We start from the raw sequence: 23,671 nt of genomic DNA on the forward strand, positions 1-23,671 counted from the left end.
GAGCGTGCGCATCTCCGCGAGCGTCGGCACCGGCACGCCGACCTTGCCGACCTCGCCGTGCGCCATCACCGCGTCGGAGTCGTACCCGGTCTGCGTCGGCAGATCGAACGCGACTGACAACCCCGTCTGCCCCCGCGAGAGGTTCGTGCGGTACAGCTCGTTGGACGCCCGGGCGGAAGAGTGCCCGGAGTACGTCCGCATCACCCAGGGGCGGTCACGTTCGGCCACGGGGGAAGCCTAGGACCGATAGTCGTAGAACCCCTGACGCGACTTCCGGCCCAGGCGCTCGGCGCTCACCATGCGGCTGAGCAGCGGAGCGGGCGCGTAGTTCGGGTCACGGAACTCGGCGTACAACGCCTCGAGGATGGCGAGGCTCGTGTCGAGCCCGACGAGGTCGAGCAGCGCGAGCGGGCCCATCGGGAAGTTGCAGCCGCCCTTCATCGCGGCGTCGATGCCGTCGCGAGTCGCGACGCCGGCGTCGAGCATCCTCACCGCGTTGTTCAGGTACGGGAAGAGCAGCGCGTTCACGATGAACCCGGCCTGGTCGCGCACCTGCACCGCGTTCTTGCCGCACGACTCCGCGAACGCGGTCGCGGCGGCGATCGTGTCGTCGGCGGTCGTGATCGCACGCACGATCTCGACGAGCGCCATCGCCGGCGCGGGGTTGAAGAAGTGGACGCCGCACACCTTCTCGGGACGACCGGTCTCCATCGCGAGCTCGACGACCGGCAACGTCGACGTGTTCGTCGCGAGGATCGTGCGCTCCGCGCAGATGCGGTCGAGCTCGTTGAAGAGGTGCTTCTTGACCGGGAGGTCCTCGACGATCGACTCGATCACGAGGTCGCACTCGGCGAGCTCCGCGAGGTCGGTGACGCCGCGCACGAGACCGACGATCTTGTCGCGCTCGACCGCCTCGAGCCGCCCCTTGTCGACCTGGCGCGCCAGAGACTTCTCGAGCCCGCCGAGCAGCTTGTCGGCACCGGACTCGGTGCGACTCCGCACGATGACCTCGTAGCCGGCCTTGCCGCACACTTCGGCGAGGCCGGAACCCATGATCCCGGAGCCGACGATTCCCACCCGCTTCACAGTCATGGCGGCGCAGGTTACCGGCGAGTAGTCGCGGGCCACCAGAGCGCCGTGGTCCTCACGCGTCATGATGAGCGCCATGACGCAGAACCGGAGGCCGCGCGGCACGCTCGCCCTGCTCGGCGGCGGTGAGTGGCAGCCCGGCTGCCGGCCGATCGACGAGCAGCTGCTCGAGACGAGCGGGACGAAGGAGGTCGTGGTCCTGCCGACCGCGGCGGCCTACGAGCGCCCCGACAAGGTCGTCGAGCGGGCCACGCACTGGTTCGAGGAGCTGGGCGCGATCGTGCGCCCGGTCATGGTCCTCAACCGGCGCGACGCCGAGGACGACGCCAACGTGAAGGCCGTGAAGGGCGCGGCCTTCGTCTATCTCTCCGACGGCTCGCCGTTGCACCTCCGCTCGGTGCTCAAGGAGTCGTCGCTGCTCGCGGTGATCGTCGCCGCGTACCGCAACGGCGGCGTGCTCGCGGCCTCGGGCGCGGGCGCGACCGTGCTCGGCGACCCGATGGTCGACCCCCGCGGCGGCGCGTACACCGTCGGGCTCGGCGTGGTCTCGAACCTCGCGGTCTTCCCGTACCACGGCACCGCGGCGGACCATCTCCGGAAGCGTTCGATCGAGCTGCTCGCCGACCACGCAGTGCTCGCGGGCGTCGACGAGCACACCGCGTTGATCCGTCCGCCCGACGCGCCGTGGCGCGCGGTCGGCGCCGGCGACGTCACCGTCTACTCAGACGGTGCGACGCAACGCCATCACGACTCCGAGATCGTGACCTTGTCGATGTAGAGCGGCTGCGTGGGCGGACCGTCGCCCGACGAGGGCGCGAACGTCTCCATCTTCTGGACGACGGAAAGGCTCTTCGCGTCCATCTGCCCGAGGGCCGAGTACTTGTACGGCGGTCCGCCGAGCGTCTTCGCGCCGTTCGCGCTGGCCACGAGGAAGAACTGCGAGCCCGTGGTGCCCGAGCCCGCGTTCGCCATCGCGACCGAGCCCGCCGTGTAACCGGTCTTCGGCGGCTCGTCGGGCAGTGAGTAGCCGGGACCGCCGGAGCCGTCGCCCTTCGGGTCGCCGCCCTGCACGACGAAGTCGGGCACGATGCGGTGGAACTTCAAGCCGTCGAAGAAGTGGGCCCGAGCGAGGAAGACGAAGCTGTTCACCGTCTTCGGCGCGTCCTTCGGGTCGAGCGTCATCGTGATCGTGCCGCAGCTCGTCGTCATCGTCGCGGTGTACGTCTTCGTGGCGTCGATCGTCATCGCCGGCGCCTTCGAGTACGTCTTCGTCGAGCCGCGTGGGGGCGCGGTGTGCGAGCAGCTCGCGGTCTTGGTCGCGGTCGTCGTGACCGTCGTCGAGGTCGCCGCCGCCTTCTTCTTCGACTTGTGCCCGGTCGCGATGATGATGCCGAACACGACGACGATGACGGCGGCGACGATCACACCGCGGATCAGCCCCGAACGTTGCTTGCGCCGCTTGGCCTCCGCCGCCCGCGTGGCCTGGCCCTGGAGCCGGTTCTCCCGCTTGCGCGCCCGCCGATCCGCTTTGCTCATGGAGCCGGGAGTTTAGGGAGTCAATTGCTTCGGGGAGCGCTCGGGGCGGCGAGTACCGTGGACCGCCGTGGCGTTGCTCGTCCAGAAGTTCGGCGGCACGTCGGTGGCCGATCCCGATCGCATTCGGGCCGTGGCCGATCACATCGCACGGACGCGCAAGGGCGGCAGCGATGTCATCGTTGCGGTCAGCGCGATGGGCAAGTCGACCGACGACCTGTTGCGGCTCGCACACGACGTGTCGGCGAACCCGCACACGCGGGAGCTCGACATGCTGCTCACCGCGGGTGAGCGCATCTCGATGGCGCTCCTCTCGATGGCCGTGAACGACCTCGGCGTGCCCGCGGTGTCGTTCACCGGCTCCCAGGCCGGCATCGTCACCGACACCGACCACGGCCGCGCCAAGATCATCGAGATCAAGGGCGACCGCATCCGCGACGTGCTCGCGCAGGGCCAGGTCGCGATCGTCGCCGGCTTCCAGGGCGTGTCGACCGCGAAGGAGATCGTCACCCTCGGGCGCGGCGCCTCGGATCTCACCGCGGTCGCGCTCGCGGCCGCGTTCCACGCCGACGTCTGCGAGATCTACACCGACGTCGAGGGTGTGTACACCGCCGACCCGCGCATCGTCCCCGACGCGCGCCGGCTCGCCAGGATCTCCTTCGAGGAGATGCTCGAGATGGCCGCGACCGGCGGGCGCGTGCTCGCGATGCGCTCGGTCGAGGTCGCCCGCAACCACCACGTGCCGCTGCACGTCCGATCCAGCTTCACCTGGGCTCCGGGAACCTGGGTCGTCGAGGAGGTCCCCATGTTGGAGGAGGCGATCATCTCCGGCGTCACGCACGACGTCTCGGAGGCGAAGGTCACGATCGAGCAGGTGCCCGACCGGCCCGGTGTCGCCGCGTCCGTGTTCCGCGCGCTCGCCGACGACGGCGTGAACGTCGACATGATCGTGCAGAACGTGTCGACCGCCGGCCACACCGACATCTCGTTCACGGTGCCGCGCACCGACCTCGCGAAGACCGCGGTCGTGATGGACAAGATCGTCGTCGACACGGAGGCGCGGGGCTACCGGTCCGATGCCCAGGTCGGCCGCGTCTCACTCGTCGGCGCGGGCATGAAGACGCATCCGGGCGTCGCCGCGAAGATGTTCGAGACGCTCGCCGACGAGGGCATCAACATCGAGATGATCAGCACGTCGACGATTCGCATCTCGTGCGTCGTGAACGAGACCGACGTGGAGCCCGCGGTGCGCACGCTGCACCGCGCCTTCGGCCTCGAGGCGATCTCGTGAAGGCCATGACCGTCGGTGTGGTCGGCGCGACGGGACTCGTCGGCCAGGAGATGCTGCGCATCCTCGAGGAGCGCGCGTTCCCGGTCGCCGAGCTGCGCGCGTACGCGTCGGAGCGGTCGCGCGGACGCAAGCTCGCGTTCCGCGACGGCGAGGTCGAGTGCGAGGTGCTCGCCGACGGCTGCTTCGACGGCGTCGACCTCGTGATCGTCGACGTCGACGACCCGCTCGCGCTCGAGTGGGCGCCGAAGGCCGCGGCCGCGGGCGCGACGGTCATCGACAACTCGGCCGCGTTCCGCATGGACCCCGACATCCCGCTCGTCGTGTCCGAGGTGAATCCCGACGACCTCTCGTCGCTGCCGAAGGGCATCGCGTCGTGCCCGAACTGCACGACGATGGTGCTCGTCACCGCGCTCGCGCCGCTGCACCGGCTCGCGCGCATCGACCGGCTCGTCGTGTCGACGTACCAGTCGGTGTCGGGCGCGGGACAGCCCGGCATGCGCGAGCTCGACGAGCAGTGGACGAAGTTCGCGGGCGACGCCGACACGTTGCGGCGCGCCGGTGCGAACGGGGCCGGTGCGCGCCCCGGCGACGTGTGGGACCGCCCGATCGCCGGCAACGTGATCCCGCTCGCGGGCTCGCTGAGGGAGCAGGGCTACACGTCGGAGGAGTGGAAGCTCGTCCGGGAGACGCGCAAGATCCTGCACGACGACGCGATCCGCGTGAGCGTGACGTGCGTGCGCGTGCCCGTCTACGTCGGCCACGCGATGACCGCGAACATCTCGTTCTCGCGACCGGTGACGCGCGCCGAAGCCGCGGACGCGCTGCGCGACGCGCCGGGCGTCACGCTCGTCGACGACGGCAACGGCTACCCGACCGCGCTCGAAGGCGCGGGCATCGACCCGGTGCTCGTCGGCCGCCTGCGCGACGACCCGTCGGAGCCGGGCGCGATCAACCTCTGGGTGACCGGCGACAACCTGCGCAAGGGCGCCGCGTTGAACGCCGTACAGATGGCCGAGGTGCTCCTCAGCCGCTAGCTCAGCTCAGGTTGGAGTTCGCGCTCGAGAACTGCTTCGAGATCGTCTTGCCGAGCACCTTCACCGCGACGATGACGATGACCGCGATGAACGCGATGAGCAGGATGTACTCGACGAGGTTCGCGCCGCGTTCGCCCTGACCGGCTTCCCGCCAGCGGACGCCGACCCAAGCACGCCAATACGTGAGATCCATCTTCCGAGCTACCCCTCGAATCGCTGTCAGATTCGCCCCCCGTATGCTCGACACGAGGGCACCGGTACCCTCCATCGGCACAACTCGGCGACTGTGAAGTGACGCGTATACATCCGAGGAGCAGCGTGCCCGTGAGCAGCCCCGTGGCCCGTCGCCGAGGGCCGGTCACCCCCATCGAGCTGGCGGAGGCCGCGGTGCTCGCCGACCTGGCCCTCGGCCTGGTCGTGCTGGGCTGGCTCCTGCCGCTCGGGAGCGCGCTGTTCGCCGCCGCGTGCGTGCCCCTCGTCGTGCTCGGCGTCCGCCAGCGGCCGCGGGTCCTGTTCGTCGGCGTCGGCGCCGCCGCCGCGCTCGGGTTCCTCGTCGGCGGGACCGGAGTGGTCACCAACCTCGCGGGCTGCCTCGCGGTGAGCGGCATGGTCGCGGTCGGGATCCGGCGGCGTTGGGGCCCGCTGCGGGCCGCGGGCGCGTCGCTGCTGTTCCTCTGGCCGCCCGCCGCGCTCGTGACCGACGGCCTGCTCGTCGTCTTCGGCCGGTTGCGCAGGCTGTCGCTCGACCAGCTCCGCAACCTCTGGAACGCGCTGCATCACCTCCTCGTGCGCGTGCACCTACCCGCCGTCGCGCGCGCCGGCGACCGCGCGGTGCGGTGGGGGATCACGCACTGGTGGGTGCTCGTGCCCGCGTTCGAGCTCTTCGCGATCGGCCTCGCGTCGTTGTTCGTGTACGGCATCGCGTTGCGCGTCGTCGGGCGACTCGCCGACGGCCCGCCGCGCGTCGTGCTCGACGGCGCGACGGATTCGGAGCCACCGGGACCCGTGCCCGTCGCGTTCGACCACGTCGCGTTCCGCTATCCCGGAGCGACGGTCGACGCGCTGCACGACGTCACGACGGAGATCGCGGCGCACCGGTACGTCGCGGTCACCGGCGCGAACGGCGCGGGGAAGTCGACGCTCGTGCGCCTGCTCGCGGGCGCGCCTCCGACCGCGGGCGCGATCCACCGACCGGGCGCGGTCGCGCTCGGTCGCGCCGGCGGCACCGCGATCGTGTTCCAGCGCCCCGAGAGTCAGGTGCTCGGTGTGCGCGTGCGCGACGACGTCGTGTGGGGAATGCAGTCGGGCGCGACGCGACCCGACGTCGGCGCGCTGCTCGACTCCGTCGGCCTCGGCGGCCTCGGGGACCGCGACACCGACAGCCTCTCGGGCGGTCAGCTCCAGCGACTCGCGATCGCGGCCGCGCTGGCGCGCCGGCCCGCGTTGCTCGTGTCCGACGAGTCGACCGCGATGCTCGATCCCGCGGGTCGCGACCGACTTCTCGGGTTGTTGCGCGCGCTGCCGGACGGCGACGGTCCGACCGTCGTGCACGCGACGCACCGCGCCGGTGAGATCGCGGCCGCCGACGCGGTCGTCGCGCTCGGCGGCGGCCCGACCGCCCCGACCGTCCCGACCGCCCTCGCACCCCCGCCCGTGCTCGTCGACGGTCGGTTGCCCCGTCACCTCGGTCCGCCCGGCGCGCTCGTCGACCTCCGCGGCGTCGGGTACGTCTATTCGGAAGGCACGCCCTGGGCGCACCGGGCGTTGCGCGGCATCGACCTCACGCTCGGCTCGTCCGACGCGATGCTCGTCGTCGGCGGCAACGGCTCGGGCAAGACCACGCTCGCGTGGTTGCTCGCGGGACTGCTCACGCCGACCGAGGGCGAGGCGCTCCTCGCGGGCGATCCGATCGTCGACCAGGTCGGGCGGGTGGGCCTCGGCTTCCAGCACGCGCGCCTGCAGTTGCTCCACCAGTCGGTCGCGGGCGAGCTCGGCACCGCGATCCGCAACGGTGGTCGCGCCGAGATCGTCGACGCGCTCGCGCTCGTCGGGCTGCCGCCCGCGTTCGCTTCGCGCGCGATCGACGACCTCAGCGGCGGGCAGCAACGCCGCGTTGCGCTCGCGCGCCTGCTCGTGACCGACACGCCGTTGCTCGTGCTCGACGAGCCGCTCGCGGGTCTCGACGACGCCGCGCGCGCCGAGCTCGTCGCGGTACTCGCCGCGCTGCGCGCGTCGCGTCCGATCTCGCTCGTCATCGTGTCGCACGACCTCACCGAGCTTGCGCCGGTCGTCGACCGCGTCGTCGCGTTGCGCGACGGCGAGATCGTGATCTCCGAGCCCGCGACCGACGTCGACGCGGTGCGCGCGTTCCTCGCGACGGAGGACGCCTGATGGCGGCGTCGCAGACGCGCCGACGCGACACGGAGCTTCGGCCGCTGCGCTACATCCCGGGCGACACGCCGGTGCATCGACTCTGGGCGGGCACGAAGATCCTCGCCGTCGGCGCGGTGAGCATCGCGCTGTCGCTGCAGCCGTCGTGGCGCGCGCTCGCGCTCGTCGGCGCGCTCGTCGTCGCCGCGATCGCGGTCGCGCGGATCCCGCGCCGCGCGGTGCCGCGCATCCCGTCGTGGATTCTCATGGTCCTCGTGGTCGGCGGGGTCGTCGACGTGATGTGGGGACCGTCGCCGCGCTGGGACATCGCCGGCATCTCGATCAGCAAGGAAGCCCTCGATCAGTGGGCCCGGTTGCTGCTCGTCGGCATCGAGCTGCTCGCGCTCGCGGCCGTCGTCGCGTGGACGAGCCGGCTCGGCGATCTTGCGCCCGCGCTCGGCAAGCTCCTGAAGCCGTTGCGGTTCCTGCGCGTGCCGGTCGACGAGGTCGTCGTCGCGGTCGCACTGTGCGTGCGGTGCTTCCCGCTGCTCGCGGAGGAGCTGCGGGTGCTGCTCGCGGCGCGACGCCTCCGTCCCGAGCTGCACGATCCCGGTTTCCGCGCGTCGCTGCGCGAGCCCGTCGACCTCCTCGTCGCCGCGACGACGGTGTGTCTGCGCCGCAGCCGCGAGCTCGCCGACGCCATCGAAGCGCGCGGCGGCTTCGGCGTCGTCAGCGAAGATGAGAGCCGCCCGCGCGCCCGCGATCTCGTGGTGCTGATCGCGGTCGCGGCGGCCGTGTCGTTCGTCTTCTTTCCGTGACCCGGCACTACGATCCCCCCTCGATGAACGAGCACCAGCGGCCTGTTCCCGCGGCCCGTCTGGTGTTCCCGGACGAGGACCGCGCGGAGATCCACGCGCTCATCGAAGCGTCGCTCACGTCGGGTTCGCTCACCCTTGGCCCGCACACGCAGCAATTCGAGGCCGAGTTCGCGCGCCGCCACGACGCGCCGTTCGCGATCGCAGTGAGCTCGGGGACCGCGGCGATCGAGATCGTGCTGCGCCATCTCGATGTCGACGGCGCCGAGGTGGTCGTGCCCGCGAACACGTTCTTCGCGACCGCGGCCGCGGTGGTGCACGCCGGGGGTCGTGTGCGCCTCGCCGATGTCGACGCGTCGACGCTCGCGCTCTCGGCCGCGACCGTCGAAGCCGCGCTCACACCCGACACCGCGGGCGTCGTGATGGTGCACATCGGCGGCGTGATCAGCCCCGAGGTCGTTGCGATCCGCGACCTCTGCGCCCGCCGCGGCCTGTTCTTCGTGGAGGACGCCGCGCACGCGCACGGCGCCGCGTTCGACGGGGTCGCCGCGGGCCGGTTCGGTGTCGCCGGCGCGTTCTCCTTCTATCCGACGAAGGTGATCACCGCGGCCGAAGGCGGCATGATCGTCACGGCCGACGAACGACTGCGTGACGACGCGGTCGTGTATCGCGACCAGGGCAAGGCCGGCTTCCTCGGCGGCGACCACGTGCGGATGGGTGCGGCCTGGCGCATGAGCGAGCTCCACGCGGCCGTCGGCCTCGTGCAGCAGCGCCGGCTCGACGAGTTCATCGCGGCCCGACGCGCCGCGGCGGCGCGCTACGACGCCGCGCTCGCCGACCTCGACGGCATCGCGGCGCTCCCGATCCCGTCCGAATGCGCCCCGAACTACTACAAATACGTGGCAATGCTGGATCACGGGGTGAACCGCGACGCGCTGAAGCGCCGGCTTCGCGAGGCGCACGGCGTGTCGTTGAGCGGTGAGGTCTACGCCGCGCCGCTGCACCGGCACCCGGTGTTCCACGACCTCGCGCGCGACGGCTTCCCCGTCGCCGAGGACGTCTGCGCGCGTCAGGTGTGCCTGCCCGTCCACTCCGACATGACCGCGACCGAGGCGGACCGCGTCGTCGACGCGCTGCGGTCCGTGCTCCCGTCGTCGCGTCTCGAAGTGGAGTCCGTGCGATGAAGCTCGCAGTCACGGGCGGCTCGGGCTTCATCGGATCGCACGTCGTCGACAAGCTCTCCGACGCCGGTCACACCGTCGTCGTCATCGACTCGCGCGCGCCCGCACGGCCGGACGTCGAGCACGCGCCGGTCGACCTGCGCGATCTCGACGCGCTCGTCGCCGCGACGCAGGGCTGCGACGCGATCTTCCATCTCGCCGCCGTCGCGAACGTCAACGACGTGTACGCGAACCCGGTCGACGGTGTCGACGTCAACGTCACCGGCACCGCGCGCGTGCTCGAAGCCGGTCGCCGCAACGCGGTCGAGCGCGTGTTCTTCGCGAGCACGGTGTGGGTGTACGGCTCCGCGGTCGGCGACTCCGACCTGCGCGAGGACGCACTCTTCGACACGCAGTTGCCCGCGCACCTCTACACCGCGTCGAAGATCGCGAGCGAGCTCGTGATCCGCAGCTTCGAGGAGCTGTACGGCGTGCCGTTCACGATCCTCCGCTACGGCGTGCCGTTCGGGCCCCGCATGCGCGACGAGCTCGTCATCCCGCGTTTCGTGCGCATGGCGCTCGCGGACGAGCCGATCACGATCGACGGCGACGGGCTCCAGTACCGCAACTACATCTACGTCGAGGATCTCGCCGACGCACACGTGCTCGCGCTCGACGATCTCGGGCGCAACGAGGTCTTCAACCTCGAGGGTCCGGCGCCGATCAGCCTGCGCGATCTCATCGCCACGCTCGAGGCCGTGCTCGGCCGCGAGATCGCGGTGCAGTACGGACCCGCGCGTCCCGGCGACTTCCGCGGCCGCCCCGTGTCGGGTCGCAAGGCCGACAAGCTCCTCGACTGGAAGCCCCGCACCTCCTTCGAGGAAGGCCTCCGCCGCTACGTGGAGTGGTTCACGGCCGGTTGATTCCGTACACGTCGTAACGGTTGGCGGAAGCGATGTGGGTGACGGTGACGTGTTGCGGAGCGCAGAGGGCCTGATCGAGCGCGAGCTCGCGCAGCAGCTTTCCTTCGTTCTTGTGGAAGCCCGAGTCGTAGTGCGTGTAGACGACGACGCGGTCGACTCGACGCGCGCGCAGGAACGCGCAGTACTCACCCGCGCTCGGCCACGTGCGCCGCACGATGCTCTCCGGGAAGAACTCGGAGTCGAGCCGCGCGCCGTGCTCGATGAGCAGGTACATGCCCATGCGGCGATCGGTCGTGCTCAGCACGCGGTACTCGAGCCCGGGTCGGTACGCGGCGGAGCGGATGAACGGCACGAGCGACGTCTCCGGGCTCTTGTGCAGGTCGCGCCACGCGGTGCGCGTGTCGAGCTGGCTCGCGAGCACGAGGCTCGTCGCGAGCATCGCCGCGAGCAGCGCGGGTGCCATCCATGGACGGACGCCGCGGCGGCGCAGCCACACGAGACCCATCGGCACGAGCACGACGAGCAGGCGCGGCGCCACCGTCTCGACGAAGTTGACGACCTTCACGCCCGTCGACGAGTCCGCGTACGCGGGCGTGAGGAACACGAGCGCGACCGCGGGTGCGGCGATGACGAGCGAGGCCGCGTACGCCACCAACAACTTCCGTCGCTCGGGTTCGCAACGCAGCCAGAGCGCGACGACGATCGCGAGGATCGGGAGCACGACCGCCGCGTGCGTCGCCTGCCCGGCGCCCGCGAGCACGATCGCCCATCCGGTGTGCCCGCCGCGCCAGCACGCGATCGCCGCGAACCCGAACGCCATCGCCCACACGAACGGCAGCTGCCCGAGCACCGGCGCGACGATGAGGAACGGGTTCGCGAGCACGAGCGCGATCCACCACCAACCGCGGCGAAGTTCCGGGAAGGCCCAGAACGTCGTTCCGATCAGCCCGATCGATCCGACCACGAGCCACAGCGTGACGACCCAGTCGCCGAGCCACGGCCGCAGCAGCGCGGCGGTCACCCAGGGGAGGAACGCGTACGGGAACGCGAGTCCCTGACCGTGCCCGATGATCGCCATGTGGTACGGAATGCCGTGCGTTCGCACCATCACGCGGCTCACGAACCAGACGTGCGCGTAGTTGCTGATCGTGTCGCTCGACACGAAGATGCGATGGCTCAGGATCGTGCCGAGCACGACGAGCCATGCGATCGCGAGCGCGATCGCGGCGACGGCGCCTGATCGATGACCGCGCTCGCGATCGCTCTCGGCCTCGTCGCCGCGTTCGTCGCGAGACGCGTTGCTCGCGGTCGTGGACGTGTCGCCATGGTGCTCGCCATGTGCGCGGGTGCGTTGGCGCTCTGGCTCTTCACCCAGACTCACGAGGACGACCTCCGGGCGTACCTGGCGGTCGTGCTCGGACTCGCCGTCGGCATCGTGCTCGCAGGTTCGACGCGCGAGCCCGAAGCACGCCACCGCCGCGCGACCGCCTTGGTCGCGCTCACGGTCGTCGCGGCGCTCGTCGTCGGTGGCTGGATCGGCTCGAACTCACCGACCGAGACGTGGCTCGGCCCGATCGTGAGCCATGGCCCGCGCGATCGGTCCGAGGTCGCGCTCACGTTCGACGACGGACCGAACGTGCACGAGACGCTCGTTGTCGCGCACATCCTCGACTCGTTCGGCGTGAAGGGCACGTTCTTCACCGTCGGCAAGGCCCTCGCCGCGCGCCCCGACATCTCACGCGCGCTCCTGCGCGACGGCCAACTGCTCGGCGACCACTCCTACCATCACGACCAGTGGCGCTGGCTCGACCCTCGCTACCCCGAGCTCGAGCGCGCGCAGGCCGGGTTCGAGAAGGAGCTCGGTGTCTGCCCGACCTTCTACCGCCCACCGCACGGCGAGCACACGCCGTTCATGTCGTGGGTGCTGGCGCGGAAGCACATGAAGATGATCGGGTGGGACACGTCGGCGGCCGACTGGGCGACGAAGAACCCGCACACGGTCGCGCGCCGCATCCTCGAACGCGTGCGGCCGGGTTCGATCGTCGTGTTGCACGACGGTCTCGACGGCGACCTCACCGCGGACCGCTCGGTCCTGACCGCCGCGCTGCCGATCATCCTGCGGGGGCTGCGCGCGAAGCACCTGCGAGTCGTGCGGCTCGATCGGATGCTCGGGGTCGCCGGGTACGGCGCGTCGCACTGTTGATCGCCCGTCAGGCCGCGTGCGGGCCACGACGACGACGGCCCACGCGCACCCGCACCGCCGCGACGACCGCCATCACGAGGTCGACACCCACGTCGTAGAAGCTCGTGCGCGAGCGGTAGATCGGCACTGGCACGACGACGTCGTTGCGGACCGCGTACCCGAGCCGGCACAGCACGACCGCGACCTCGATCGTCTCGCTGTACTTGTAGCCGCGGTAGTAGTCGAGCGCGTCGGCGAGCGCGCCGAGACGGAAGATGCGGTAGCCGGACTCGACGTCGTACAGCCGCCGGCCCGCGCACAGCGTCGCCCACGCGCTCATCACCCAGTTCCCGGCGCGCTTGTACGCGGGATAGCCGGAGAGGTCGCGGCGCGCGATCAGCGCGTCGAGCCCGGTCTCGATGGCCACGCGCTCGAGCACGTCGAGTGCGGTGAGGTCGTGCTGCCCGTCGGCGTCGACCGTGAACACGAGGTCGCGAGCGTCGAGGTCGCCGTCGCCGAGCCGCGTCCGCAGATCGGAGAACGCGAGGTAGTACGCAGCCGACATCCCACGGTTGTGCGCGAAGCCGAGCCGGCGCGCGCCGTCGTGCCCGGGCAGCCACGCGTCGATCACCGCGGCGGTGCCGTCGGTCGAGCCGTCGTCGACGACGATCAGCTCGTCGACGTGCGGATACAGCGTCTCGAGCACGGCCCTGACCGTGGCCTCCTCGTTGTACGCGGGGACGACCGCGATGCGGCGCGGGCGCGTCGCGCGCGCGTCGACCGAATGCGTGCGGCCCGCCGGCTCTTCCGTCACGGCGCCAGTCTGTCCGAACCACTCGCGATACTGGCTGCATGAGCGCGCGCCGAATCACCGCCCCGGTTCTCACGATTCTCATCTCGGCCTTGATGGTCGGCGCCGCGATCTCGCCCGCGGCCGCCACGAACGCGGTGCAGCCCGCGAACCGGCCGACGCCGATCGCGGAGCAGCAGAACGGTCTCGTGGCTCCGAGCGCGCTGGTCACGATCGAGGGCGACTGCCGACTCGCGCGCGCGGCCGCGCCGAGCTTCGTGCACCTGCTCGCGGCGGCGCGCGCCGCGGGCGTGAACCTCGGCACCGACTCGTGCTACCGGCCGCTCTCGGACCAGATCTCGGTACGCGGCCAGGCGTGCACCAACGGCAACTGCGCGTGCGCGGCGACGATCAGCCCCACCGCGACCGTCGGCACGTCGTTCCACGGATGGGGCAAGGCGGTCGACCTCACCGTCGACGGCCACTCGTTGACCGACCCGTTCTCGACCGCGGAGGCGTGGCTGAACGCGCACGCCGCGACCTACGGCTGGAACCATCCTGCGTTCGCGCGGCTGGGCACCGCGTGCCCCGAGGCCTGGCACTGGGAGTGGGTCGGCGACGGGGGCGAGCTGCACGGCACGCCGATCGTCGCGAACGTGATGGGCGGCGCGGGTGCGAACGGCGCGCTGGCGACGATCACCGGGCTCGGCGCCGTGCACTGGGTCTCGGGCCCGCTCGCGACGTCCGCGCCCTCGCAGCCCGAGCTCTCACCCCTGGCGTGGGTCGTGGTCGGCGGCGCGGCCACACCGACGGGCGCGGGACTCTGGCGCGTCGCCGCCGACGGCGGCGTGTTCTCGTCCGGCGACGCGCACTTCTACGGCTCCACGGGCGCGCTGCACCTCAACCGGCCGATCGTCGGGATGGCCTCGACCGCGAGCGGCCACGGCTACTGGCTGGTCGCGTCCGACGGTGGGATCTTCAGCTTCGGCGACGCGGCCTTCCGCGGGTCGACCGGCGCGCTGCGGTTGTTCCGTGGCGTGGTCGGGATGGCCTCGACGCCGGGTGGTCACGGCTACTGGTTGGTCGCGTCCGACGGCGGGATCTTCAGCTTCGGCGACGCCCGCTTCCAGGGCTCGACCGGCGCGATCCGCCTCAACGCACCGATCGTGGGGATGGCGGCGACGCCGAGCGGCCACGGCTACTGGCTGGCGGCGTCCGACGGTGGGATCTTCAGCTTCGGCGACGCCGGCTTCCACGGCTCCGACGGTGCCGACCCGAGCTCGTCGCCGGTCGCCGGGATCGTCGCCGCCCCATCCGGCAACGGCTACCAGTTGATCCACGCGAACGGCGCAGTCGACAGCTTCGGCTCCTGACCGGATCGGGCCGGACTCGTTCCCGCAGGTCAGAGCCGTCGGCGGAAGCGTCCGGAGCGGCGAGCGGCGGCGGAGGCGACCAGAAAAAGTTGTAACTCTGGACTTGTAACGCGATTCGCGTTTCACTATCTGGCGGTGCCCACCGTCTCGCTCGAGGAGCGCTCGAAGCTGCTGTTCGGCAACCGGCACCGGTTGCGGATCGGCGACTGCATCGCTTCCAAGACGCTGGTCACCGCACGCGAGATCGCCTCGCAACTCCACCTCGCCGACAGCGTCGTGCGCGCCGAGCTGCTCCGGCTCGCCGGTGCGGGCCTGCTCCACTCGCTCCCGTCGGTGCAGAAGGAGCGCTTCTACGAGATGGTCGTCGACCCCTTCTGGGACTACTGCCGTGAAGAGGTCGCCCGCTTCGGCAACCAACCGGTGCGAGGTGCGGAGCACCAGGCCTGACGGTCGGCCGCCGAAGGAGCGACCCCTTCGACCGGCGGGTGGGGCCGAACTACCCGATGATCGACACCGCGGCGCCGACGTCGGGCGTGCCGACGCCGGTCGCGAAGTCGTAGCCCGGGGTCGCCGGGTACGGGCCGGTGTCGCCGAGGAGGATGTCGTGGAACGCCGCGGTGCCGCTCGCGGCGTAGAGCTTCGGACCCGCGAAGCCGAGGCCGTTGCCGGCCGCCGACTGGAGCCGGGCCCACACGCCGAGCATGAGCGGTGACGACAGGCTGGTGCCGCCGACACCCTCGGCCGTGCCGTTCACGTAGACGTTCGCGCCGCTGTTCGGGTCGGCGTCGAGCGCGACGTCGGGAACCGCGCGGCCGCACGCGATGCCGACGAGTCCGCACACCGTGCCGAGCGGCGGGAGCACGCCGGTCTGGAACGACGCGGGCGACTCGAACAGGCTCGGGCCGCCGCCGCCGGCGAGCCACGCGATCTCCGCGTCGTACGAACCGTCGGAGTTCGTGAGCAGCGTGGTGCCGCCGACCGAGATCACCCACGGGGACGACGCCGGGTAGCTCACGTCGGGCGCGCCCGCGGGCACGCCGTTCTCCGCGACGCCGACCGGGCAGAAGCCGCCGGTGTCGCCGGACGACGTGAAGACGGTCTGACCCTGCGCCGCGGCCTCCATGAAGATGTTGTCGTCGGCGAGCATCGAACCGCTGAGCGACGCCGCGAACTCGCACTCACCGAACGACGCGCTCGCGGCCTGGACGCTGCCGTCGGCCGCGAACTGGTTGAACTGCGCGGTGAGGCTCGCGTCGTCCATCGACGCGGCGTCGTAGATCGTGAGCGACGACACCGTGCCCGCCATTCCGGTCGAGTACTGCGTGTCCATGTCCCACTCGTCGAGACCGCTCGTGTCGGTGCTGCCCGGGCCGGAGATCGTCACCGGCACCGGCGCGAGACCGTTCGCGGTCTCCTCGGTGCGCAGGTCGGTCACGACACCGGAGACGTCGCCCTCCGCGAAGACCCCGACCTTCGTGGCGCTCCCGGTCGGCGCCGACGCGGCGTCGTACGCGTTCCAGAAGCCCTGCGGGTTGTACGTGCACGGGTAGCCGACGCCGCTGACCGCGCAGCTCGCGGGGTCGGACTGCGTGACGGTCGGCGAAGCCTTCATCACGTTCGCGTTCGTGAGTCCGAGCACCGCGCCGACGGTGCCGGCGAGGCTCGCGGGCACCTGCGCGCCGGACGTGTTCGCGAACACCACATGGCCGTGCTGGCTGAACGACCGGATCGGCGTGTTGAACGCGGCCGCGGCCTGAGAGGCGGTGCCGCTCGCAGTGACGAGCAGGCGGTTCGACGCGACCGCGACGTTCGTGAAGCCCTTGCTCGTGAGGTACGACGCGACCGCCTGGGCCTGGGCCGCCGACGGCGCGTAGCTCGCGGTGAACTGCGCGGGCGTGAGCACGTGACCGGAGCGGATCGAGCGCGTCAGCGCCGACTGGTTGTGGAGGTTCAACGCGAGCGCGACCCGGAGGGGCGTCGACGCGGCAGTGGTGCCGAGGTTGGTGGCGTCGACGAGCGTCTCGGCCTTCGTGGCGGTGGCGGCCCATGAGGCTGCGCCCGCCGGAGTGGGTACGAGCGCCAGGCTGCCGACGAGCGCGGCGGCGACGGCACTCGCGCCGAGCGTCGCGAGGACGCGGGTGCGAATCATTCTGTGGTGAAGCTCCCCCGGGAGGGCTCGGCGCGCGCCGAGCGGGTTTGACGGGCGGCGCGTTACCCGCGCGCGTGGTCACCCAAACGGGGGAGGCGCGGTCAGCTCGACGCGCGCTCGAAGGGTTGCGCGAGCGCGGCGGGCTGGCGTCGCCGCACGCTGAAGACGGCCATGACGACGAGCGGCAGCACGTACGGCGCGACGACGAGCAGCTGGGGGTTGAGCGTGTACCCGATCGCGGGAAGCGCGAGGCGCAGCGCGTCGGCGCCGCCGAAGAGGAAGCAGCCGGCGATCGTGCCCCGCAGGGTCCAGCCGCCGAAGATGACGGCCGCGATCACGATGTAGCCCCGACCCGCGGTCATGTTCGTGGTGAACGTGCCGACCTCGCCCACCGCGAGGAACGCGCCGCCGAGTCCCGACAGCGCGCCGCACCAGAGCAGTGCCTGCCGGCGCCGGCGGTCGACGTCGATGCCGCTGACGTCGGCGGCCGCGGGGTTCTCGCCGACCGCACGCAGCTCGAGGCCGAAGCGTCGGCGCTGCATCACCCACCACACGAACGGCACGAGCGCGTAGAGCGCGAACGCGGGCCAGCGCTCGGAGAACAGCGGCCGTCCGACGAAGGGAACGTGCGAGAGCACGGGGATCGTGAGGATGCCGGCCTGGTGCGCGTGCATCGCGAGCGTGTCGGCGAGGTAGCTCGTCACGCCGAGGGCGAGGACGTTCAGGGTGATCGCGACCACGAACGGGTTCGCGCGCGCGCGGTGACTCATGGTCCCTTGGATCGCGCCGACGACGACGCCGACCGCGATGCCCCACAGGAGTCCCGCGCCCGCGTTGTGCATCACCGAGGAGCCGATCGCGCCCGCGTACGCGCCCGACAGCATCATCGCCTCGACCGACAGATTGAGCGTGCCGGCGCGTTCGGCGACGTACTCGCCGCACGCCGCGAACGCGAGCGGCACGCTCAACCGCACGGTGCTCGACAGGATCGTCGTGACGTCGCTCACGGTGCTTTCTCGCTTGCTCCTTCGCCGGCTCCCCTTCGGGTCGCCGACGACGGTGCTTTCTCGCTCGCTCCTTCGCCGGCTCCCCTTCGGGTCGCCGACTCGTACGCTCGCTGGCGAGGCTCGACGCTCGCTCCGCTCGCGCCTGCGGCCGCGTGTGAGTGAGCTCGTCGTGAGGCTTCGACACACATCACGCTGTGGCCTCGACGCGGGCGGCTCGCCGGCGCGTCAACGCGCTCGGCAGCACGACGCCGAGCACGACGAGGGCCTGCACGACGGGGACGAGATCGCTCGGGATCCCGACCGTCGACAGGAAGCCGCCGCCCGCGTCGAGCGCGCCGAACAGCAGCGCCGTCGCGACCGCGGCGCCGACGTCGTTGCGCGCGACGAGCGCGACGAGCAGTCCGGTCCATCCGACGTTGTTCGAGAACGCGGGCGTCAGCCGGAAGGCGGTACCGGTGAGCATCACGCCGCCCGCGAGTCCCGCGCACGCGCCCGACAACACGATCGCGGCCGCGCCGACCACCGCCGCGCTGATGCCCGCGCGGCGCGCCGCGACCGGGTTGTGGCCGAGGATGCGGAGCCGGAAGCCCCACCGCGTGCGCGCCAGCGCGACCGCGAGCACGACCGCGAGACCGAGCGCGAGCAGGAAGCCCGCGCCGACGTTCGCATTCGGGTAGTGACCGAGTCGGGGCAGGCGCACGCCCGAGGGCAGCGGCGCCGACTCGGCCTGCCGTTGTGCCGCCGGTCCGTGCTCCTGGACGAGCCACCGGCTGTTGACGGCGTACGCGAGCAACTGGCCCGCGACGAACACGAGCAGCAGCGAGCCGATGACGATGTCGATGCCGCGCCAGTAGCGGAGCAGCGCGGCGATGCCCGCCCACAGCGCGCCGCCGAGCGCGGCGGCCGCGAGCGCGGCGACGAGCACGAGCGGGCCCGGTCCGCCGACGCGGATCGCGACCATCGCGCCCGCGAGCGCGCCGACCGCGAGCTGACCTTCCTGACCGATGTTGAACTCGCCCGCGCGCACGGTGACGATCGTTCCGAGCGCGACGATCAGCAACGGCGCGGACGCGTCGAGCGTGGCCCCGAACGAGCCCCAGCCGTTGACGCTGCCGTCGTAGAGCGACGACACCACGCTTCCAGACGGACCGTGTGTGAGTGCCACGAGCAGCGCGGACAGCGCCAGCGCGACCGCGATCGCGACCGTGAGCAACGTCGTGGTGGTGAGCGCGGATCCGATTCGCGCGCGTGCGCCTTCGATCACGCGTCGCTCGTGGTGAGCGCGCGGGTCGCGCGACCACCGATCATGTGGCCGAGCGTCTCGGCGTCGAGCGCGGCGCGGTCGAGCTCCCCGGTGTTGCGGCCGCGGTGGATCGCGACGACACGATCGGCCAGCGCGGCGAGCTCGTCGAGCTCCGTGGAGATGAGCAGCACCGCGATCCCGCGCGCGGCCGCGGCGCGCAGCCGCCGCGCGACGTACTCGACCGCGCGGATGTCGAGACCCCGCGTCGGTTGCGCGGCGACGAGCACCGACGGGTCCCGTGACAGCTCACGTGCGAGCACGACGCGTTGCTGGTTGCCGCCCGACAGCGAGGCGAACGGCACGTCGACCGACGGCACCGAGATCTCGAACTCCGCGAGCAGCCGCTCGGCGCGTGCCCGCAGACGGGAACGGTTCACGAAGCGACCGGTGCACACTTCGTCGAGCGCGCCGATCGCGAGGTTCTCCGCGACCGAGAGCTCGGGGATCGACGCGTCGGCGCGGTCCTCGGGGACGACGGCCACGCCCGCGGCGGCGAACGCGCCCGCGCGCCCGCACACGACCGCGTGCCCACAGACGTCGACCGTGCCTGCCGTCGCGTGCAACAGGCTCGACAAGAGGTCGGCGAGCACGGTTTGGCCGTTGCCCTCGCTGCCCGCGAGCCCGACGATCTCGCCGCCGCGCACCGCGAGGTCGAATGCTTCGAGTCGGGTGCGGCCGTCGCGGCCGCGCGCGCTCAGGCCGTGCAGCGCGAGCGCGACCGCGGCGGTCGGCGGTGCGTGTTCCTCGCGCGCGAGCGCGACCGGCACTGCAGCCGGCCCGACCATCTCGCGCGCGAGCTCACCCGCGTCGGTGTCGACGGTCGCGGCGTGCGCGACGACCGCGCCGTCGCGCATGACCGTGACGCGATCGGTCGCGCGCAGCACCTCGTCGAGCTTGTGGCTGATGAGGATGACGGCGCGCTGCTCCTCCTGCACGACGGTGCGCAGCACGCGGAAGAGCTCGAGCGACTCCGCGGTCGTGAGCACCGCGGTCGGCTCGTCGAGGATGAAGACGTCCGGCTCGCGCAGCAGTCCCTTCACGATCTCGACCCGTTGCCGCTCGCCGAGGGTCAACTCGTCGACACGCGCGCGCGCGTCGACGTCGAGGCCGTAGCGCGCCGCGGTCTCCTCGACGCGCCGGATCGTGGCGCGCGCGTCGACGCGCCCGCGCTCGCCGAGGGTGACGTTCTCCCACACCGTGAGCGCGCCGATGAGGCTGAAGTGCTGGTGCACCATCGCGATCCCGAGGCGCGCGGCCTCGTGCGGGTCGTGCACCGCGACCGGCCGACCGTCGACGAGGACCTCGCCCGCGTCGGGCCGGGTCAGGCCGAGCAGGACGTTCATGAGCGTGGTCTTGCCCGCGCCGTTCTGGCCGAGGACGCCGTGGATCTCGCCGCGGTGCACCGCGAGGTCGACACCCGCGCACGCGACGACCGGCCCGAACCGCTTCGTGATCGAGCGGGCCTCGATGGCCGGCGCGGCGGCGCTCACGGCGTTCATCGATCTACGACTGCGGCACGTAGCCGTTGTAGTCGTCGAGTCCCGTGACCTTGCCGGTGTCGATCGTGCCGTTGCCGATGTCGCGGATCGTCTTCGCGAGCACTGCGGCCTGGTCGCCGGCCGGCTTGCAGATCTTCACCGTCGGCGCCGCGTCGACGCCCATGTGGAACGTCAGCGACGTGCCCACTGCGAGCGTGCCCTTCGAGAACGCCTGCAGCGCGCCGGCGAAGTAGTCGCCGGGGCTGAAGATCACCGAGATCGCGAACGGCGGGTTCGTCGACGCGCAGTTGTCGGTGCCGGGTGTGAGCACCGGGATGTGATCCTTCGCGGCCTGCGTCGCGACGGCGAACGTCGCGCCCCCGAGGTACGGGTACACGAGGCCGACGCCCTGGCTCTTCATCGCGGTGTACGCCTCGACTGCGAGATCGGACTTGTCGAAGTCGCCCGTGTAGGTCGACACCACCTTCGCGCTCGGAACCTGCGTCTTGATGCCGACCGTCCAGGCCTTCGCGAAGTTCGTCGTGAACGGCGCCTCCGTACCGCTGAGGAAGCCCGCCTTCGTGATGCCCTTCGCCTTCATGAGCAGACCCGCGGCGACGCCCGACGCGTAGCCCGACTGGCTCTCGATGTCGGTCGTCTGGGCGAAGTACTTCGTCTGCACGACGCCCTGCCCGCCCGCGACGTACCAGACCGTGTTCTTGCACTCGGGTTCCGACGCGACCGGGATCGCGTCCTTCAGATTGCTCGCCGCGATCGCGACCATGTCGACGTGTTGACGGCACAGGTTCCGCGCATCCTGCGCGGCGTCGGCGAGCGGCACCTGGTCGACGGTGCGCACCGTCCATCCCTCGCGCTTCGCGAACGCGTCCGCCTCGTCGACGAAGCTCTCGTAGTAGCCGTGGTCGTGCGTGTCGCCGGGGCTGAGGATCGCGAGCACGACCTTGCCGTCGTGGTTCACGTCGGGCTCACCGGAAGCGAGGTAGCCGCCGCCCTTCACCGGGCACCAGCTCCACGGGCCGTTGTCCTTGGCGCAGGTGCGGCCGTCCGTCGAGCTCGACGACTTGCTCGAGCACGCACCGAGCGCGAGCGCGGCGACGGTCACGATCACGACCGGGGCGATCGATCGGGCTCTCATGCGCACGCGCTCCGTTCTCGGTTCGGCGGGTCAGACGACCCGGGCGATCAGCTGCTGCTCGACCTGCGCGAGGTTGCGCTCGATCGCGGTGACCGCGTGGTCCTCGCGACCGTCGGCGATCGCGTCGGCGAGGTCGTTGTAGGTCCTCGCAGATTCGAAGATGACCTGCTTCACGAGCCATACGTTCGAGCTCGCGTCGAGCAGGGTGTCGAGCGCGGACGCGTCGAACTGCGCGTCGAGCACCTTGCCGTAGAGCTCGGCGAGCGTCGCGTTGCCGCAGGCCTGCGCGAGCGCGACGTGCAGTGCACGCGCGCCGCGGCGGAAGTCGTTCACCGTCATCTCGGGCGTGAGCCGGCGCGCGATCGCACGGATGTGCGCGCGGTCGTCGGCGGACGCGCGCGTGGCGGCGAGGCGCGCGATCGGGATCTCGACGACCCGCCGCACCTCGACGAGCTCCTCGAGGTAGCGCTTCAGGTCGGCCTGCCCCGCGTGCGGGCCCGGGCCGAGCGCGGTGCCGGGCAAGTGCTCGGCCACGAACGTGCGGTTCGCCCGCTTGGTGATGACGCCGAGCGAGGCGAGACCGTGGAGCGCCTCGCGCACCGAGGTGCGTGCGACGCCGAACTCCTCGCAGAGCGACCGCTCCGAAGGCAACCGACTCCCGGGGGGCAGCTCGCCGCTGCGGATGCTCTCGAGCAACGCGTCGCGGATGCCCTCCGACACCGTCTGGCGCTCGATGGGCTCGAACCGGGGGCGGACGTCGGGCACGGGCGGGCTCCTGCGGCGGGGTCTTCGTCTGTTGGACCGATGGTCAGACCAACAGACGAGAAGGATAGCCCCCCAACTCCGCTGCGTTCAACCCCGAGTGCCGAGCCCGCGAGCGAAGCGGGCAGGGCGACCTCGGCCGCTCCGATCGCGCGTCCCGAAGTGGCGAGCGCAGCCAGCGCGACCAGGACTTATTGGCCCGCGGGGCGAGCGGCGAGGAGGGCGCGGGAGTGCTCGACGTCGAGCACCAGCTGGTGCTTCAGCGCGTCGATGCCGTCGAAGCGGACCTCGCCCCGCAGCCGCGCCGCGATGCGGACGCGCGCCTGCTCGCCGTAGAGGTCGCCGTCGAAATCGATGAGGTGGGCCTCGACGAGGAGGAGACCGGTCTCCTCGTAGAAGGTCGGGCGGCGCCCGATGTTGACCGCCGCCATGTGGGGCGCGGGATCGCCACTCGTCCCGGGCCGCAGGTACCAGCCGGCGTAGACACCGTCGATCGGCAGGAGGATGTCGCCCGGTACCGCGACGTTCGCGGTGGGGAACCCGATCGTCCGCCCGCGGTGGTCGCCGTGCTCGACGATCCCGTGGATCTCGGGCAGTCGTCCGAGCAGGCGGGCCGCGAGCTCGACGTCGCCCGACGCGAGCGCGATCCGCGCGCGCGTGGAGCTGATCGGTCCGTCGAGCCCGGGCAGCCCGACGAGGTTCATGCCCTCAACCTTGAAGCCGGTCTCGGCACCGAGCTGCTCGAGGAGCGCGACGTCGCCCTTGCGGCGGTGGCCGAAGTGGAAGTCGGAACCGACGACGACGACCCGCGCGTGCAGCTGGTCGACGAGAACCTCGCGCACGAACTCCTCGGAGCCCTCGAGCGAGCGCTCGCCGTCGAAGTGGACGACGAACAGGTAGTCGATGCCGGTCGCGCCGAGCAGCTCGAGCTTCTGCGTCTGGTCGACGAGCAGCGGGGGCGCCGACGCGGGGCGTACCACGGTCGCGGGATGGCGGTCGGTCGTGACGAGCACGCTCGGGCAGCCGAGCTCGGCGCCGAGCCTGCGGGTCTCGTCGATGAGCGCGGTGTGTCCGACGTGGACGCCGTCGAACGCGCCGATCGTGACCGCGGTGCCGCTCGCGAAGTCGGGCAGCGGGCCGGTGTCGTGGAGCACCTGCACGCGCCGGACGCTATGTCATCTGGTCGCGCTCGCTGTGCTCGCTGCTTCGTGACGCAGGCTGGGAGCGATCGAGGGCGCCCTGCTCGCTCCGCCCGG

The 23,671-nt window shown here is 71.6% G+C and carries 23 protein-coding genes; 10 read left to right on the forward strand and 13 right to left on the reverse strand.

The genetic code is table 11. The features are described 5' to 3' along the window. Both VH914_05710 and VH914_05715 read right to left on the reverse strand, forming a co-directional pair. On the reverse strand, positions 1-228 hold a 228-nt coding region (locus tag VH914_05710; GenBank protein HEX4490685.1), incomplete at its 3' end, for a methylmalonyl-CoA mutase family protein. 9 nt (positions 229-237) lie between these two features. Beyond that, positions 238-1,092 (reverse strand): 3-hydroxybutyryl-CoA dehydrogenase, encoded by an 855-nt coding sequence (locus VH914_05715; GenBank protein ID HEX4490686.1) that lies wholly within the window; start codon positions 1,090-1,092, stop codon positions 238-240. 73 nt (positions 1,093-1,165) lie between these two features. On the opposite strand from VH914_05715, the gene VH914_05720 reads away from it, so the two are divergent. Then, the gene (locus VH914_05720; protein ID HEX4490687.1) at positions 1,166-1,867 is read left to right on the forward strand and encodes a Type 1 glutamine amidotransferase-like domain-containing protein; all 702 of its coding nucleotides are present in this window, start codon (positions 1,166-1,168) and stop codon (positions 1,865-1,867) included. On the opposite strand, the gene VH914_05725 is transcribed toward VH914_05720, so the two are convergent. Further along, positions 1,834-2,625 carry a peptidylprolyl isomerase gene (locus VH914_05725; GenBank protein ID HEX4490688.1) on the reverse strand — a complete coding sequence of 264 codons (792 nt, stop codon included), beginning with the start codon at positions 2,623-2,625 and terminating at the stop codon, positions 1,834-1,836. The two genes, VH914_05720 and VH914_05725, sit on opposite strands and share 34 nt — an antisense overlap. A gap of 67 nt (positions 2,626-2,692) precedes the next feature. Here VH914_05725 and VH914_05730 point away from each other — a divergent pair, with 67 nt between their 5' ends. After that, positions 2,693-3,913, forward strand: coding sequence for an aspartate kinase (locus tag VH914_05730; GenBank protein ID HEX4490689.1), 1,221 nt, complete (start codon positions 2,693-2,695; stop codon positions 3,911-3,913). A gap of 5 nt (positions 3,914-3,918) precedes the next feature. Further along, positions 3,919-4,947 (forward strand): aspartate-semialdehyde dehydrogenase, encoded by a 1,029-nt coding sequence (locus VH914_05735; protein HEX4490690.1) that lies wholly within the window; start codon positions 3,919-3,921, stop codon positions 4,945-4,947. Position 4,948: 1 nt separating this feature from the next. Here VH914_05735 and VH914_05740 read toward each other — a convergent pair whose 3' ends face one another. Continuing rightward, positions 4,949-5,140: a Flp family type IVb pilin gene (locus VH914_05740; GenBank protein HEX4490691.1), complete on the reverse strand. Its 192-nt coding sequence runs from the start codon at positions 5,138-5,140 to the stop codon at positions 4,949-4,951. Between the two features lie 131 nt (positions 5,141-5,271). Here VH914_05740 and VH914_05745 point away from each other — a divergent pair, with 131 nt between their 5' ends. Genes VH914_05745 through VH914_05760 form a run of 4 tightly spaced genes read left to right on the forward strand, consistent with a single transcriptional unit; the run spans position 5,272 to position 10,215 of the window. Beyond that, the gene (locus VH914_05745; GenBank protein HEX4490692.1) at positions 5,272-7,338 is read left to right on the forward strand and encodes an ATP-binding cassette domain-containing protein; all 2,067 of its coding nucleotides are present in this window, start codon (positions 5,272-5,274) and stop codon (positions 7,336-7,338) included. Further along, positions 7,338-8,135 carry an energy-coupling factor transporter transmembrane protein EcfT gene (locus tag VH914_05750; GenBank protein HEX4490693.1) on the forward strand — a complete coding sequence of 266 codons (798 nt, stop codon included), beginning with the start codon at positions 7,338-7,340 and terminating at the stop codon, positions 8,133-8,135. The genes VH914_05745 and VH914_05750 overlap by 1 nt, the downstream gene beginning before the upstream one ends. Before the next feature lie 23 nt (positions 8,136-8,158). Then, entirely contained in the window at positions 8,159-9,316 is a 1,158-nt protein-coding gene (locus VH914_05755; GenBank protein ID HEX4490694.1) for a DegT/DnrJ/EryC1/StrS family aminotransferase, read from the forward strand. Then, positions 9,313-10,215 (forward strand): NAD-dependent epimerase/dehydratase family protein, encoded by a 903-nt coding sequence (locus VH914_05760; GenBank protein HEX4490695.1) that lies wholly within the window; start codon positions 9,313-9,315, stop codon positions 10,213-10,215. The genes VH914_05755 and VH914_05760 overlap by 4 nt, the downstream gene beginning before the upstream one ends. Here the strand turns inward: VH914_05760 and VH914_05765 are convergent. Next, the gene (locus VH914_05765; GenBank protein ID HEX4490696.1) at positions 10,202-11,410 is read right to left on the reverse strand and encodes a hypothetical protein; all 1,209 of its coding nucleotides are present in this window, start codon (positions 11,408-11,410) and stop codon (positions 10,202-10,204) included. The genes VH914_05760 and VH914_05765 overlap by 14 nt on opposite strands. 129 nt (positions 11,411-11,539) lie before the next feature. Here VH914_05765 and VH914_05770 point away from each other — a divergent pair, with 129 nt between their 5' ends. Further along, positions 11,540-12,418 carry a polysaccharide deacetylase family protein gene (locus tag VH914_05770; GenBank protein HEX4490697.1) on the forward strand — a complete coding sequence of 293 codons (879 nt, stop codon included), beginning with the start codon at positions 11,540-11,542 and terminating at the stop codon, positions 12,416-12,418. 7 nt (positions 12,419-12,425) lie between these two features. Here VH914_05770 and VH914_05775 read toward each other — a convergent pair whose 3' ends face one another. Continuing rightward, positions 12,426-13,211, reverse strand: coding sequence for a glycosyltransferase family 2 protein (locus VH914_05775; protein HEX4490698.1), 786 nt, complete (start codon positions 13,209-13,211; stop codon positions 12,426-12,428). Between the two features lie 38 nt (positions 13,212-13,249). Here VH914_05775 and VH914_05780 point away from each other — a divergent pair, with 38 nt between their 5' ends. Further along, positions 13,250-14,560, forward strand: a complete 1,311-nt coding sequence (locus VH914_05780) for a M15 family metallopeptidase (protein HEX4490699.1) — start codon at positions 13,250-13,252, stop codon at positions 14,558-14,560. A 135-nt stretch (positions 14,561-14,695) separates the two neighbouring features. Further along, on the forward strand, positions 14,696-15,007 hold the full coding sequence (locus VH914_05785; protein ID HEX4490700.1) for a hypothetical protein: 312 nt from the start codon (positions 14,696-14,698) through the stop codon (positions 15,005-15,007). 49 nt (positions 15,008-15,056) lie between these two features. Here VH914_05785 and VH914_05790 read toward each other — a convergent pair whose 3' ends face one another. The 7 genes from VH914_05790 to VH914_05820 form a co-directional block, all read right to left on the reverse strand. Continuing rightward, complete coding sequence (locus VH914_05790; GenBank protein ID HEX4490701.1) at positions 15,057-16,709, reverse strand: S53 family peptidase; 1,653 nt, start codon at positions 16,707-16,709, stop codon at positions 15,057-15,059. A 101-nt stretch (positions 16,710-16,810) separates the two neighbouring features. Further along, complete coding sequence (locus tag VH914_05795; protein ID HEX4490702.1) at positions 16,811-17,716, reverse strand: ABC transporter permease; 906 nt, start codon at positions 17,714-17,716, stop codon at positions 16,811-16,813. 187 nt (positions 17,717-17,903) lie between these two features. After that, on the reverse strand, positions 17,904-18,980 hold the full coding sequence (locus VH914_05800) for an ABC transporter permease (GenBank protein HEX4490703.1): 1,077 nt from the start codon (positions 18,978-18,980) through the stop codon (positions 17,904-17,906). Next, positions 18,977-20,509: an ABC transporter ATP-binding protein gene (locus VH914_05805; GenBank protein ID HEX4490704.1), complete on the reverse strand. Its 1,533-nt coding sequence runs from the start codon at positions 20,507-20,509 to the stop codon at positions 18,977-18,979. Before VH914_05805 ends, VH914_05800 begins: the two co-directional genes overlap by 4 nt. A 13-nt stretch (positions 20,510-20,522) precedes the next feature. Next, on the reverse strand, positions 20,523-21,653 hold the full coding sequence (locus tag VH914_05810) for a BMP family ABC transporter substrate-binding protein (protein ID HEX4490705.1): 1,131 nt from the start codon (positions 21,651-21,653) through the stop codon (positions 20,523-20,525). 30 nt (positions 21,654-21,683) lie between these two features. Further along, on the reverse strand, positions 21,684-22,418 hold the full coding sequence (locus tag VH914_05815; protein ID HEX4490706.1) for a GntR family transcriptional regulator: 735 nt from the start codon (positions 22,416-22,418) through the stop codon (positions 21,684-21,686). A 188-nt stretch (positions 22,419-22,606) separates the two neighbouring features. Beyond that, entirely contained in the window at positions 22,607-23,575 is a 969-nt protein-coding gene (locus tag VH914_05820; GenBank protein ID HEX4490707.1) for a bifunctional riboflavin kinase/FAD synthetase, read from the reverse strand. Positions 23,576-23,671: the final 96 nt, after the last annotated feature.

Source organism: Acidimicrobiia bacterium (assembly GCA_036271555.1).
Classification (GTDB): domain Bacteria; phylum Actinomycetota; class Acidimicrobiia; order IMCC26256; family PALSA-610; genus DATBAK01.

Excerpts from the sequence above, each read along its gene's own strand:
- VH914_05715 (HEX4490686.1), bottom strand. The coding sequence starts at position 1,092 with ATGACTGTGAAGCGGGTGGGAATCGTCGGCTCCGGGATCATGGGTTCC.
- VH914_05720 (HEX4490687.1), top strand. The coding sequence starts at position 1,166 with ATGACGCAGAACCGGAGGCCGCGCGGCACGCTCGCCCTGCTCGGCGGC.
- VH914_05725 (HEX4490688.1), bottom strand. The coding sequence starts at position 2,625 with ATGAGCAAAGCGGATCGGCGGGCGCGCAAGCGGGAGAACCGGCTCCAG.
- VH914_05735 (HEX4490690.1), top strand. The coding sequence starts at position 3,919 with ATGACCGTCGGTGTGGTCGGCGCGACGGGACTCGTCGGCCAGGAGATG.
- VH914_05740 (HEX4490691.1), bottom strand. The coding sequence starts at position 5,140 with ATGGATCTCACGTATTGGCGTGCTTGGGTCGGCGTCCGCTGGCGGGAA.
- VH914_05750 (HEX4490693.1), top strand. The coding sequence starts at position 7,338 with ATGGCGGCGTCGCAGACGCGCCGACGCGACACGGAGCTTCGGCCGCTG.
- VH914_05755 (HEX4490694.1), top strand. The coding sequence starts at position 8,159 with ATGAACGAGCACCAGCGGCCTGTTCCCGCGGCCCGTCTGGTGTTCCCG.
- VH914_05760 (HEX4490695.1), top strand. The coding sequence starts at position 9,313 with ATGAAGCTCGCAGTCACGGGCGGCTCGGGCTTCATCGGATCGCACGTC.
- VH914_05770 (HEX4490697.1), top strand. The coding sequence starts at position 11,540 with ATGGTGCTCGCCATGTGCGCGGGTGCGTTGGCGCTCTGGCTCTTCACC.
- VH914_05780 (HEX4490699.1), top strand. The coding sequence starts at position 13,250 with ATGAGCGCGCGCCGAATCACCGCCCCGGTTCTCACGATTCTCATCTCG.
- VH914_05790 (HEX4490701.1), bottom strand. The coding sequence starts at position 16,709 with ATGATTCGCACCCGCGTCCTCGCGACGCTCGGCGCGAGTGCCGTCGCC.
- VH914_05810 (HEX4490705.1), bottom strand. The coding sequence starts at position 21,653 with ATGAGAGCCCGATCGATCGCCCCGGTCGTGATCGTGACCGTCGCCGCG.